We start from the raw sequence: 13,374 nt of genomic DNA, 5'->3' as shown, positions 1-13,374 counted from the left end.
GGAGTTGCTCGTGGAGTTGAAAGACTGATCTGCACAACCGTAGGCGTCTGCATCCTGTTCCCGGTTTGCCCGCCCCGTAAGTTGGACACGTGGTACTTCCCAATCTCACCCGCGAACAAGCCGTCGAGCGTGCCGCGCTGGTCACCGTCGCCGGCTACCGGATCGACCTCGACCTCACCGACAGGAACGGCGCTCCCGGCGAACGGACCTTCCGCTCGATCACCACGGTGGTGTTCGACGCGCTGGCCGGCGCCGACACCGTCATCGACATTGCCGCCGACACCGTGCGCAGCGCCACGCTCAACGGTCGCGACATCGACGTCTCCGGCTACGACGAATCCACCGGGATCTCGTTGCAGGGGCTGGCCGACCGCAATGTCGTCGTGGTCGACGCGGACTGCCGCTACTCCAACACCGGCGAGGGTCTGCATCGCTTCGTCGACCCGGTCGACGACGAGGTCTACCTGTACTCGCAATTCGAAACCGCCGACGCCAAGCGGATGTTCGCCTGCTTCGACCAGCCCGACCTCAAGGCGACCTTCGACGTGCGGGTGACCGCGCCCCGGCACTGGAAGGTGATCTCCAACAGCGCGGCGGTGTCGGTGAACGACGCGGCGCAACACCGGGTGCACACGTTTGCCACCACGCCGCGGATGAGCACCTATCTGGTCGCCCTGATCGCCGGCCCGTACGCCGAGTGGAAGGACAGCTACGTCGACGAGCACGGGGAGATCCCGCTGGGCATCTACTGCCGGGCCTCGCTGGCGCAGTACATGGACGCCGAACGGCTCTTCACCCAGACCAAGCAGGGATTCGGCTTCTACCACAAGAACTTCGGGATGCCCTACGCGTTCGGCAAATACGATCAGCTGTTCGTGCCCGAATTCAACGCCGGCGCAATGGAAAACGCGGGCGCGGTGACCTTCCTCGAGGATTACGTGTTCCGCAGCAAGGTCACCCGGGCCTCCTACGAGCGGCGCGCCGAGACGGTGCTGCACGAGATGGCGCACATGTGGTTCGGGGACCTGGTCACCATGGCCTGGTGGGACGATCTGTGGCTGAACGAGTCGTTCGCCACCTTCGCGTCGGTGCTGTGCCAAAGCGAGGCAACGGAATTCACCGAGGCGTGGACGACGTTCGCGACGGTGGAGAAGTCGTGGGCCTACCGCCAGGATCAACTGCCGTCGACGCATCCGATCGCCGCCGACATCCCGGACCTGGCCGCGGTCGAGGTGAACTTCGACGGGATCACCTACGCCAAGGGGGCTTCGGTGCTCAAACAACTCGTCGCCTACGTCGGGCTGGAGCACTTTTTGGCCGGGCTGCGCGATTACTTCCGCGCCCACGCGTTCGGCAACGCCACCTTCGACGATCTGGTCGCCGCGCTGGAGAAGGCATCCGGCCGCGACCTGTCCGACTGGGGTCGGCAGTGGCTGAAGACCACCGGGCTGAACACGCTGCGGCCGGATTTCGACGTCGACGACCGCGCCCGCTTCACCCGGTTCGCGGTGACCCAAAGTGGTGCCGCCCCGGGCGCCGGGGAGACCCGGGTGCACCGGCTGGCGATCGGCATCTACGACGACGACGGGTCGGGGAAGCTGGTGCGAGTGCACCGGGAGGAACTCGACGTCGAGGGTCCTGTCACGGAAGTGCCTGCGCTGGTTGGTGTTTCGCGAGGCAAACTGGTTCTGGTCAACGACGACGACCTGACCTACTGCTCCGTGCGGCTGGACGCCGAGTCGCTGGGCACCGCGCTGGATCGCATCGCCGACATCGCCGAGCCGTTGCCGCGCTCGCTGGTCTGGTCGGCGGCCTGGGAGATGACCCGCGAGGCCGAACTGCGGGCCCGCGACTTCGTGGCCCTGGTGGCGGGCGGCGTGCAGGGCGAAACCGAGGTCGGCGTGGCGCAGCGGCTGCTGCTGCAGGCGCAGACGGCGCTGGGCTCCTACGCCGAGCCGGGATGGGCGCGCGACCACGGTTGGCCGCAGTTCGCCGACCGGCTGCTGGAGTTGGCGCGCGCCGCCGAGCCCGGGTCGGATCACCAGCTGGCCTTCGTCAACGCGCTGTGCTCGTCGCTGTTGTCGACGCGCCATGTGGTGACGCTGGCGGATCTGCTCGACCATGACCCGGCCGAGTTGGGGCTGGCCGGCCTGGAGATCGACACCGACCTGCGGTGGCGGATCGTCACCGCCCTGGCCGCCGCCGGTGAGATCGACGCCGACGGGCCCGCGACGCCGTTCATCGATGCCGAGGTGCAGCGTGACCCGACGGCCGCCGGCAAGCGGCACGCCGCGCAGGCCGCGGCGGCGCGGCCGCAGCTGCCGGTCAAGGAGCAGGCGTGGACGACGGTGGTCGAGGACGACACCCTGGCCAACATCACAGCCCGCTCGATGATCGCGGGCATCGCCCAGCCCGGGCAGCACGAGCTGCTCAAGCCGTTCACCCCGCGCTACTTCGAGGCGATCCCGGGCGTGTGGGCGCGGCGATCCAGCGAAGTGGCCCAGACGGTGGTGGTCGGCCTGTATCCGGCCTGGGACATCAGCGACGAAGGCATCGCGGCGGCGGACAGGTTCTTGTCGGACCCCCAGGTGCCGGCGGCGCTGCGGCGGCTGGTGCTCGAGGGCCAGGCCGGGGTGAAGCGTGCGCTGCGGGCGCGTCGCTTCGACGCGACAGCTGACTAGGCCGGCGAGATCCCTGCGCTCAGCACGCGGATCGCGCTGACCAGGCCGTCCACCAGATCGCCCCGCTGGAACGCCGAGGAGGCCGCGGCGACACCCAGCGGCGCGGCCGATTCGGCGCCGCGACCCCGGACCGCGGAACCGTAGACCACCTCGATGACCTTCTGATCGGGTGAGACGGCCAGCAGCACCGCGTTGTCCGGGGTGGGCACCTCGGCCAGGATCTCGCGGGCCCGCGCGGCGGTGTCGGTGCCCAGGTCGCCCAGATAGATCGCAAACCGCGTTTTGGACGCCCGCGACCCGAACTTCAGCGCGTCGTCGATGGCCACCAGGTCCTTGATCGGGAACGGGTAGTGCACGGACAGCTCACCGGGCTCGGTCACCCCGGAGATCCGGCCGCTGGTGGTGATCACCCAGCCGTTGGGCAGCTCGGCGGGTTCCCTCGTCGCTACCTCACCACGTGCCACTGGCGCCACCTCCGACTGTGAATTCCGACGTGCCGTGTCCCCCGTGACCGGCGTGGCCGACGTCCTCATCGACGGCCGCCCACAGGATCGGCGGGTGGGTCCACTTCTCGCCCAGCTTGTAGGTCGCCGGGTGCGGTCCCTTGTGGGACCAGATCAGCACCGACAAGACGATCACCAGCAACAGCGGTATTCCGACGATGAACAGGTGCATCTGCATAGGACTCACGACGCAAACCGTATCCCACGCACCGGGCTGCACTCGTCCGGACACCGGAATGTGGCTCAGGCCGCACCTTCACCGAGATATCGGGCCCAGGCCGGGTCCAGCTCCTTGACCGTCGACAGCAGCCGCCAGTGTTGGCCGGTGGGCGGCAGCGGCGGCCGGCGCAGCGTCCAGCCGAGCTCGTTGAGCAGTTTGTCGCCCTTGCGGTGGTTGCACGTCGAGCAGCAGGCGACGCAGTTCTCCCAGGAGTGATCACCCCCGCGGCTGCGCGGCACCACGTGGTCGACGGTGTCGGCCTTGGCCCCGCAGTAGGCGCAGCAGAACCGGTCGCGGTGCATCAGCGCGGCGCGGGTCATCGGGACCCGTGCCCGGTAGGGCACCCGGACGTAGCTGCGCAGCTGGATCACCGACGGCATCACGATCGAGCTGGTCGCCGAGTGGATGACCGGGCCCGCCGGATCGTGATGCACCACGTCGGCCTTGCCGCAGATCACCATGACGATGGCGCGCCGCATCGGCAGCGCGGTCAGCGGCTCGTAGGTGGAATTCAGCAGCAGCACCCGCCGGCGACTCCAGATGGACGTGCTATCCGGGCGGGTGGGCGGATGGGTTTCAACACTGTGCAGTGAGGACGCGGTCGGGGGCCCGGTCAACCCTGCCGCGGCCACCTGGCTGCGGTGGCGGCGGCGCTTCTTGCCCTGCGCCATAGATCCTCCGCGAACAGTCCACCATGATTCGCCGCCAATCGCACGCCTATTGCAGGTGAACGCCGTGTCGATCCGGTGAACAGCCGGAGTGGGCTCGGGCCGCTCCGGTGCGTGACGGCGCGGATGCACCACAATGGACGGCGATGGATCAGGTGAGCTTTTACGACGCGGTCGGCGGTGCCGAGACGTTTCAGGCGATCGTGTCGCGGTTTTACGCCCAGGTGCCCGAGGACGAGATCCTGCGCGAGCTGTATCCGCTCGATGACCTCGAGGGCGCCGAGGAACGGCTGCGGATGTTCCTCGAGCAGTATTGGGGCGGCCCGCGCACCTACTCGGACCGGCGCGGGCATCCGCGGCTGCGGATGCGTCACGCGCCGTTCCGGATCACTCCCCTGGCCCGCGACGCCTGGCTGCGCTGCATGCACACGGCGGTGGCGTCGATCGACTCGAAGACACTGGACGACGAGCACCGTCGCGAGCTGCTCGACTATCTGGAGATGGCCGCGCACTCGCTGGTGAACTCTCCGTTGTGATGTCAGCCCACGAAGTGATGTCAGTCCACGAAACCGAGCGGGGTGCAATGCAATCCAAGCCGTGGTGGTCGAGCGCGGTGTTCTATCAGGTGTATCCGAGGTCGTTCGCCGACAGCGACGGCGACGGCGTCGGCGACATCGACGGGGTGACGGCGCATCTGGACCACCTCGAGCAACTGGGCGTCGACGCGATCTGGCTCAATCCGGTCACCGTCTCCCCGATGGCCGACCACGGCTACGATGTCGCCGACCCGCGCGACATCGACCCGCTGTTCGGCGGGATGGCCGCGATCGAACGGCTGATCGCCGCGGCGCACCGGCGGGGCATCAAGATCACCATGGACGTGGTGCCCAACCACACCAGCTCGGCGCATCCGTGGTTCCAGGCGGCGCTGGCCGCCGGGCCGGGTTCCGACGCCCGGCAGCGCTACTTCTTCCGGGACGGCCGCGGCGCGGACGGCGAGCTGCCGCCGAACAACTGGACCTCGGTGTTCGGCGGGTCGGCCTGGACCCGGGTGCTCGAACCCGACGGCAATCCCGGCCAGTGGTATCTGCACCTGTTCGACACCGAGCAGCCCGACCTGAACTGGGAGCACCCGGACGTCTTCGACGACTTCGAGAAGACGCTGCGGTTCTGGCTGGAGCGCGGCGTGGACGGCTTCCGCATCGACGTGGCGCACGGCATGGCCAAACCGGCCGGCCTGCCGGATTCGCCGGACCTCGAGTCCAAGGTGTTGCACCACAGCGACGACGACCCGCGCTTCAACCACCCGAGCGTGCACGACATCCACCGCGACATCCGCAAGGTGGTCAACGACTATCCGGGCGCGGTGACCGTCGGCGAGGTGTGGGTCACTGACAACGTCCGCTGGGCGGAGTACCTGCGGCCCGACGAACTGCATCTGGGGTTCAACTTCCGGCTGACCAAGATCGACTTCGACGCCGCCCAGATCCACGACGCGATCCAGAACTCGCTGGCCGCCACCGCCCTGCAGGAGGCCACCCCGACCTGGACGCTGTCCAACCACGACGTCGGCCGGGAGGTCACCCGCTACGGCGGCGGCGAGGTCGGGCTGCGCCGCGCCCGCGCGATGGCGATGGTGATGCTCGCCCTGCCCGGCGCGGTGTTCATCTACAACGGCGAGGAGCTGGGCCTGCCCGACGTCGAGTTGCCCGACGAGGTGCTGCAGGACCCGACCTGGGAGCGCTCGGGACACACCGAGCGGGGCCGGGACAAATGCCGGGTGCCGATGCCCTGGTCGGGCCAGGCTCCCCCGTTCGGGTTCTCCTCGCGCACCGACACCTGGCTGCCGATGCCGAAGGAGTGGGCGGCGCTGACGGTGCAAAAGCAGCGCGACGACCCCGACTCGACGTTGTCGTTCTTCCGGCGGGCCCTCGAATTGCGAAGGCGCCGTGTGGAATTCGATGGCGACGGCGTCGAGTGGCTGGAGGCGACCGCCGATGCGGTGACGTTCCGGCGTCCCGGCGGGCTGGTGTGCGCCCTCAACAGCGGCGAGCAGCCCGTGCCGCTGCCGCCGGGCGAACTGGTGCTGGCGAGCGCGCCGCTGCTGGACGGGAAGCTGCCCCCGGACGCGGCGGCCTGGCTGGCCTAGCGGTGCGGCCGGGGCGAGCATTTCGCCGCCCGCTGCTCTATATGTTGACCCATGGCTTGCTACGAGTGGACAGTGATCGGCGCCGGGCCGGCGGGCATCGCGGCGGTGGGCCGGCTGCTCGATCACGGGGCGGACAGCATCGCCTGGATCGACCCCGCCTTCGCCGCCGGAGACATCGGCCAGAAGTGGCGATCGGTGTCCAGCAACACGCACGCCGGGCTGTTTCTCGAATACTTCAACGGCTGCAAGTCATTTCGGTTCTCCGAGGCACCGCCCATGCCGCTGCGGGAAATCGACGCCGGCGAAACCTGCGCGCTGGCGCTGGTGGCCGAACCCCTGCTGTGGGTCACCCGGCAGCTGCGCGAGCGGGTCGACACCGTCACCACCACCGCCACCGCGCTGTACCTGTCGGACCGGCGGTGGCGGATCGAGACCGAGCAGCGCGAGATCTTCTCCAGAAACGTGATCCTGGCGGTCGGGGCGGTGCCCAGAAAGCTTTGCCACCCCGGCCTGGAGGAGATTCCGGTGGAAGTCGCGCTGGATCCCGAAAAGCTCGCGCGCCAACCGCTTTCCGGGGCGACAATGGGCGTGTTCGGTTCATCGCACTCGTCGATGATCGTGCTGCCCAACCTGCTGCGCCAGCCGGTCGAAAAGGTGATCAACTTCTACCGGAGCCCGCTGAAATACGCTGTCTACTTCGATGATTGGATTCTCTTCGACGACACCGGCCTGAAGGGCCAGGCCGCGGTGTGGGCGCGGGAGAACATAGACGGGGTGCTGCCGGAACGGCTGCACCGGTGTCTGGTGTCCAGCCCGGAGTTCGCCGAGAATCTGGCACGCTGCGACCGGGTGGTCTACACCGTCGGCTTCGAGCGCAGAACGTTGCCCGAGACGCCGCAATGGGGCCGGCTGGACTACAACCCGACCACCGGGATCCTTGCTCCCGGCCTGTTCGGGGTGGGCATCGCGTTCCCCCAGTACGCCGAAGACCCGTACGGCTACGGGCAATTCCGGGTGGGGCTGAAGAAGTTCATGGACTACCTGGACGCGGTGCTGCCGCTGTGGCTGCGCTACGGCCCCTGATCCGCGCGACCGCAGGTCGGTCAGCATTAAACTCAGCCTGATCCGTTTTCCGGCGCCGGCTCCGCGTCGCTCAGCCCAGCAGCAGCGCGGGATCGCCGCGGCGCCGGTACACCGAACCGAACCGCGCGTCCAGCCGCAACCAGGTCGGCAGGATGCGCACCCGGATCAACTCGCCGGCGTCGACCGCGTCGGGCGATTGGGGCAGAAAACCCATGGCGGTCAACGCGAACACGCACCGCATCGGCAGGCCCACCTCTACGTCGCCGGAGCTCACCTGGATGACCTCCTGATCCAACAGGGAAACCGGTGGGCCGTGAGAACTGCTGTGCTGCTTGGCAAGTCGCGCGCCCTGCTGGGCCAGGTCGAGCATCACCCCGGCGGGTATGTCCTCGAGGTGGGTGAAGCCGGATTCCGGGGGCAGCGCCCCGCGCCACGCGGAGTCCATCGCGAAGCCCGGATCGACGTAGCCCGAGTCGTCCATCGCGGCCAGGCCGCGCGCGAGCGCGTCCGCCCCGACCGACAGATCCGCGGGCCGCACCTCGCCGGCCACCACCCTGCTGGCCAGGACGTCGAAACCCGTTGCCACCCAGGCGGTGAGAAGTCCCGGGGAACGGGTGCGCAGACGGATGATCGCGGCGTCGTCGAGCCGCAGCGCGCGGTCGACGAACGCGGCCAGGTCGGCGCGGTGGGCGGCCCGTGACTGGGCGTCCAGCCACAGCCCGCGCTCGGCTACCGAATCCACCGCTGCAGATACTCTCGATGTTGCGGTGAGAGCCGCACCAGCCGCTCCTCTTCGATGTGCACGGCGGCCAGTTGCGATTCGGCGATGACGGCCGGCCGGGACTCGGGGTCGGCGTTGACCGAGCGCACCTCGTAGCCCAGCGTGAAGTCGACCGCCCGCAGCCGCTTGGTCCACATGGTCACCTGCAGCGGCGAATCCACAAGCCGCAGTTGGCCTTTGTAGGTCACCTTGACCTCGGCGATGAGCAGCCCGATGGTCAGGATGTCGACCTCGAACGCCTCCCGCAGGAACTGAACCCGCGCCTCCTCCAGGATGGTGACCATGGTGGCGTGGTTGACGTGCTGGTACATGTCGATATCCGACCAGCGCACTGGCACGGCCGCGACGAATCCGACGCTCAACTCGATGAACCTCTTCCGCTGGTGCGGGTCATGCGACGGATTTGTCGCGCGGCGACGGACAGCGTCGCGAGATCCTTGGCCCCGCTTTCCTGGATCTCGATCAGTGTGCGGCGGGCCCGCTCGACCCGGGAGGCGGACAGGTGTTCCCACTCGGCGATCTTCTCTTCGCCGCTCTCGTCGGGCTCGCCCACCGCCAGCACATCGAAGCACAGCGAGCGCAGCGAGGCGTAGATGTCGTCGCGAATCGCCAAGCGCGCCAAAGAGTGCCACCGGTCGTTGCGCGGCAGCTCGGACACCGCGGTCAGCAGGCCGTCGGTGCCGAGCCGGTCCATCAGCGCGAAATAGGTGTCGGCGACCTCGGCGGCGTCGATGTCGTTGATGTCGCCGATGTCGATGATGTCGAGCAGGCTGAACCGGTAGAGACCGGCGGCCACCAGGTAGGCCAGGTCACGGGGGGCGCCCTGGGACTCGAACTCGGCGGCTTCCTTTTCGACGATGGCCTTGTCGTCCCCGCGCAGCCATTCCGACATGCGCGGTGTCAGCGCCTTGACCTTGGCGGCGAATCGGTTGATCTCGGCGCCCACCGCCAACGGCTGGGGACGGTAGTTGAGCAGCCAGCGGCCGGCCCGGTCGATCAGCCGCCGGGTATCCAGGGTGAGCCGATCCGACAGCGCCACAGGCAGATTCGCGGCGCGGATGCGGCGCCAGATCTCCCCCACACCGAAGATGGCATCGGTGGCCACGTAGGTGCGCACCGCGTCCACCGCCGATACGCCGACGTCCTCGACGATCCGGAAGGCGTAGCTGATGCCGGCGGCGTCCACCAGCTCGTTGATCAGCATGGTGGCCACGATCTCGCGGCGCAGCTGATGCGCGCGGATCTCCGGGGTGAACCGGTGCCGCAGCGGCGTCGGGAAGTACAGCGGCAATCGGGACGCGAACACATCCTGCTCGGTGAGCTCGGTCTGCAGCATCTGTTCTTTGAGGTCCAGTTTCACGTGCGCCATCAGCGTGCACAGTTCGGGTGAGGTGAGGCCGATCCCGGCCTCGGCGCGGCGCTGAATCTCCTTTTCCGACGGCAGCGCTTCCAGCTCGCGGTTGAGGCCGCGCTCGTCGACCAGGTACTGGATCTGCCGGGCGTGCACCGGCAGCAGGCTGGGCGCGTTGGCCCGGCTGGTGCCGATCAGGTCGTTCTGGTCCTCGTTGTCGGTGAGCACCAGCGCGGCAACCTCGTCGGTCATCGACTCCAGCAGCGGTTTGCGCTCCTGCGGCTTGACCTTGCCCGCGGTGACCAGCGAGTCGATCAGGATCTTGATGTTGACCTCGTGGTCGGAGCAGTCCACGCCGGCGGAGTTGTCCATCGCGTCGGTGTTGATCCGGCCGCCGGACAGGTCGAACTCGACGCGGCCCAGCGCCGTCACCCCGAGGTTGCCGCCTTCGCCGATCACCTTGGCGCGCACCGAGGATCCGTTGACCCGCACCGGATCGTTGGCGCGGTCGCCGACGTCGGCGTCCGACTCGGACTCGGCCTTGATGTAGGTGCCGATGCCGCCGTTGAACAGCAGGTCCACCGGCGCCTGCAGGATCGCCTTGATCAGGTTGGGCGGGGTCATCTCGGTGACGTCGCCGCCGCCTGAGCCGCCCAAGCCCAGCGCGTCGCGGACCTGGGGGCTGACCGGAATGGATTTGTGCTCGCGGCTGTACACCCCGCCGCCCTCGCTGATCAGGGACTTGTCGTAGTCGTCCCAGCTGGACCGGGGCAGCTCGAACATGCGGCGGCGTTCCTCCCAGGACGCCGCGGCGTCGGGGTTCGGGTCGAGGAAGATGTGTCGGTGGTCGAAGGCGGCCAGGAGCCGGATGTGCTTGGACAGCAGCATGCCGTTGCCGAACACGTCGCCGCTCATGTCGCCGATTCCCACCACGGTGAAGTCCTCGGTCTGGGTGTCGACGCCCATCTCCCGGAAGTGCCGTTTGACCGCCTCCCAGGCGCCCCGGGCGGTGATGCCCATGGCCTTGTGGTCGTAGCCGACCGACCCGCCGGAGGCGAACGCGTCACCCAGCCAGAATCCGTACGACTTGGCGACGTCGTTGGCGATGTCGGAGAAGGTGGCGGTGCCCTTGTCGGCCGCCACCACCAGGTAGGCGTCGTCGCCGTCGCGGCGCACCACTTCCGGTGGCGGGCTGACCTTTCCGGTCGCGTGGTCGACGTTGTCGGTGACGTCGAGCAGGCCCGAGATGAACAGCTGATAGCAGGCCACCCCCTCGGCGCGGGTGGCGTCGCGGTCGGCGGCGCCGTCCCCGCTGGGCAGCGGCGGCCGCTTGACGACGAAGCCGCCCTTGGCCCCGACCGGCACGATGACGGCGTTCTTGACGGCTTGCGCCTTGACCAGCCCCAGGATTTCGGTGCGGAAGTCGTCGCGGCGGTCCGACCAGCGCAGCCCGCCGCGGGCCACCGGCCCGAACCGTAGGTGCACGCCCTCGACCCGGGGCGAGTAGACGAAGATCTCGTACTTGGGGCGCGGCAGGGGCAGCTCGTCGATCAGCTGGGCGTCCAGCTTGATCGCCAACACGTTGCGCGCACGGGCCGAACCCTCGCGGGTGACAAAGTAATTGGTCCGCAGCGTGGCCTGCACCAGCGACGCGAACGCCCGCAGGATGCGGTCGGTGTCCAGGCTGACCAGCGCGTCGATGTCGGCGGCCACCGCCGCGGCGGCCGCCTGCGCGTCGCGGCCCGCCGAGGAGTCGGGGTCGGGGTCGAACAGCGCCTCGAACAGCGCCACCAAGGAGCGGGCGGTGGACGGATGCTCGTTGAGCACCGCCTCGATGTAGGACTGGCTGTAGGGAAAGTTGGCCTGCCGCAAGTACTTTGCGTAGGCGCGCAGCAGCACCACCTGCTGCCAGCGCAGGCCGGCGCGCATCACCAGTTCGTTGAAGCGGTCGACCTCGAGGCGGCCCTGCCAGATCGCGGTGACGGCGTCGGCGAATCGCTCGGCCATCGCGTCGCGCTCGTCCGGCGTGGACGCCAGCTCGATGGTCGGGTGCGGTGAGATCCTGAACTGGTAGATCCACACCGGCAGCCCGTCGGAGCGGGTGACGGTGAACGGCCGCTCTTCGAGCACCACCACACCCATGCTTTGCAGCATCGGCAGCAACTGGCTCAGCGAGGCCGTGCGCCCGCCCAGGAACCAGGTCAGCTGCGCCGATCCGTCCTCGCCGTCGGTGAACACCAGCTTGACCGAATTGTCTTGCAGCTCTTTGATGATGGCGATGTGACCGATCGCATCGGCCGGGCTGATGGCTTGCTTGTAGACCTCGGGGAAAGCGTCCGCGTAGTACTCCGCATCGGCGTGCCCCACCGCGCCCTCGGCGGCGGCCGCGACCAGCCGGTCGGTCCAGGTGCGGGCCGCTTCGCTCAGCAGGCCCTGGATGCGGACCCGGTTGTCCTCTGAGACGTCCACGGGCTTGGCGGCGGGATCGTCGGTGGGCAGGCGAACCATGAAATGCATGAGCGCCCAAGGGGATTCGCTGACCCGGGCGGTGAATTCCAGTCGGGTGCCGCCGAATTCGCGGACCAGGATGTCTTCGATCTGCAGCCGCACCGCGGTGGTGTAGCGGTCGCGCGGCAGGTAGACCAGGCAGGAGACGAAGTACTGCAGGCTGTCGGCGCGCAGGAACAGCAACGCGTTTCGTTGCGGCCCCAGGTCCACCACCGCTTTGGCCATCGCCAGCAGCCGCTCGGAGCTCAGCGTGAACAGTTCCGAGCGGGGCACGGTTTGGATGACGTCGAGCAGCAGCTGGCCGGGATGGATCGGGTCGCTGTCGGCCATGGCCAGCGCCTCGCGGACGCGGCGGGAGATGGTGGGAATCTCCAGCACGTCGGCGTTCATGGCGGCAACGGTGAACAGCCCGACGAAGCGGTGCTCGATCACCGCGGCGTCGACGTACTCGCGGACCGCGATCGCATACGGGTAGGCGCCGTAGCGCAGGTAGCTGCCCACCACGGATTGCGCCAACACCAGCAGCCGGTCGTCGTCGGTGAGCCGGGGCCGTGACCCGGTGCGGGTGCGCAGCACGCCCAACCCCGGTGAGCCGTCGCCGGAGACCAGGCCGTCGTGCACCCGGCAGCGCTGATAACCCAGCAGCAGGAAATTGCCGTTGCCCAGCCAGCGCAGCAGCGCGGCGACGTCGTCGCGGTCCGGCGCCGAGAAGTGGTTGTCACGGTTGGCTTCCACCGCGGCGGCCAGCTCGTCGAGCACGGCGATCAGGGCCGAGGCGTCGCTGGCCACCTGCTGGACGTCGGCCAGCACCTTGGGCAGCAGCCGCTCCGCCTCGGTGAGGCCCTTGCTGTCAACGGACGGCAGCAGCTGCACGTGGATCCAGGCCTCGCCGGCGTACTGCGGGGCGCCCTGCGGCTTGGGTTCGAAGCTGAGCAGGTCGCCGTCGGGACTGCGGTGCACGTCGAACACCGGCGTCATGATGGCCGTGTAGGGGACGCCGAGGCGGTGCAGCAGCACCGTGACCGAGTCCATCAGCATGCCGCCGTGGTCGGTGACGACCTGCAGCGCCGGCCCGAACCCGGCGGGATCGTCGGCCGGGTAGACGGCGACCCGGCTTTCGCCGTCGGGGCGATGCAGCCCGAGCCGGTAGTGCGCGCTGAGCATGGCCGGGGTGACGATCGCCGTCGGGACCGTCAGGTCGATGGGCCCGGCCTCGGCGCCCCCGGATTCGTCGCTATGCGGACCGCGATAGCTCTCCACATAGGCTTTCGAGATCCACTCGGGGATGTCCTGCTGTCGGGTGAAGGTCGTCCACGGCTTGAGATCCTGCTGAGCTCTGGGATCGATCGTCATGCCGATTGCTCCCAACTGCCGACGGTTGTCAATGCGCTCGAACACCCCGTTTCTCGACGGCGCGGGGCAGAGCTGAC

Annotated in this window: 10 protein-coding genes; 4 read left to right on the top strand and 6 right to left on the bottom strand. The window is 68.6% G+C overall.

What is annotated here, in order from left to right; all coding sequences use genetic code 11:
* Positions 1-89: 89 nt before the first annotated feature.
* Complete coding sequence (pepN, locus tag H7I87_RS10305) at positions 90-2,681, top strand: aminopeptidase N (protein ID WP_033719559.1); 2,592 nt, start codon at positions 90-92, stop codon at positions 2,679-2,681.
* Here the strand turns inward: pepN and H7I87_RS10300 are convergent.
* The 3 genes from H7I87_RS10300 to H7I87_RS10290 all read right to left on the bottom strand — a co-directional run bounded on the left by H7I87_RS10300 (position 2,678) and on the right by H7I87_RS10290 (position 4,075).
* Positions 2,678-3,145, bottom strand: a complete 468-nt coding sequence (locus H7I87_RS10300; protein WP_019733394.1) for a DUF5130 domain-containing protein — start codon at positions 3,143-3,145, stop codon at positions 2,678-2,680. The genes pepN and H7I87_RS10300 overlap by 4 nt on opposite strands.
* A complete protein-coding gene (gene ctaJ, locus H7I87_RS10295; RefSeq protein WP_003877446.1) occupies positions 3,132-3,362 on the bottom strand; it encodes an aa3-type cytochrome oxidase subunit CtaJ in 231 nt (76 codons plus the stop codon). Before ctaJ ends, H7I87_RS10300 begins: the two co-directional genes overlap by 14 nt.
* 65 nt (positions 3,363-3,427) lie before the next feature.
* Positions 3,428-4,075, bottom strand: a complete 648-nt coding sequence (locus tag H7I87_RS10290; protein WP_003875839.1) for an HNH endonuclease — start codon at positions 4,073-4,075, stop codon at positions 3,428-3,430.
* Between the two features lie 143 nt (positions 4,076-4,218).
* Between H7I87_RS10290 and H7I87_RS10285 the strand changes: the two genes are divergently transcribed.
* The 3 genes from H7I87_RS10285 to H7I87_RS10275 all read left to right on the top strand — a co-directional run bounded on the left by H7I87_RS10285 (position 4,219) and on the right by H7I87_RS10275 (position 7,304).
* Positions 4,219-4,608, top strand: coding sequence for a globin (locus H7I87_RS10285; RefSeq protein ID WP_019733393.1), 390 nt, complete (start codon positions 4,219-4,221; stop codon positions 4,606-4,608).
* Positions 4,608-6,221, top strand: a complete 1,614-nt coding sequence (locus tag H7I87_RS10280) for a glycoside hydrolase family 13 protein (RefSeq protein WP_224112373.1) — start codon at positions 4,608-4,610, stop codon at positions 6,219-6,221. The genes H7I87_RS10285 and H7I87_RS10280 overlap by 1 nt, the downstream gene beginning before the upstream one ends.
* A 72-nt stretch (positions 6,222-6,293) precedes the next feature.
* Complete coding sequence (locus H7I87_RS10275; RefSeq protein ID WP_033726743.1) at positions 6,294-7,304, top strand: pyridine nucleotide-disulfide oxidoreductase; 1,011 nt, start codon at positions 6,294-6,296, stop codon at positions 7,302-7,304.
* A gap of 70 nt (positions 7,305-7,374) precedes the next feature.
* On the opposite strand, the gene H7I87_RS10270 is transcribed toward H7I87_RS10275, so the two are convergent.
* The 3 genes from H7I87_RS10270 to H7I87_RS10260 are packed head-to-tail and all read right to left on the bottom strand — an operon-like array spanning position 7,375 to position 13,297.
* Entirely contained in the window at positions 7,375-8,046 is a 672-nt protein-coding gene (locus tag H7I87_RS10270; protein ID WP_019732618.1) for a DUF8010 domain-containing protein, read from the bottom strand.
* On the bottom strand, positions 8,034-8,447 hold the full coding sequence (locus H7I87_RS10265; protein WP_009975926.1) for an acyl-CoA thioesterase: 414 nt from the start codon (positions 8,445-8,447) through the stop codon (positions 8,034-8,036). Before H7I87_RS10265 ends, H7I87_RS10270 begins: the two co-directional genes overlap by 13 nt.
* The gene (locus H7I87_RS10260) at positions 8,444-13,297 is read right to left on the bottom strand and encodes an NAD-glutamate dehydrogenase (protein WP_033724857.1); all 4,854 of its coding nucleotides are present in this window, start codon (positions 13,295-13,297) and stop codon (positions 8,444-8,446) included. The genes H7I87_RS10265 and H7I87_RS10260 overlap by 4 nt, the downstream gene beginning before the upstream one ends.
* Positions 13,298-13,374: the final 77 nt, after the last annotated feature.

Origin of the sequence: Mycobacterium timonense (assembly GCF_025821985.1) — a bacterium.
GTDB classification, from domain to species: domain Bacteria; phylum Actinomycetota; class Actinomycetes; order Mycobacteriales; family Mycobacteriaceae; genus Mycobacterium; species Mycobacterium avium.
This window is presented reverse-complemented; position numbering and strand designations above follow the sequence as displayed.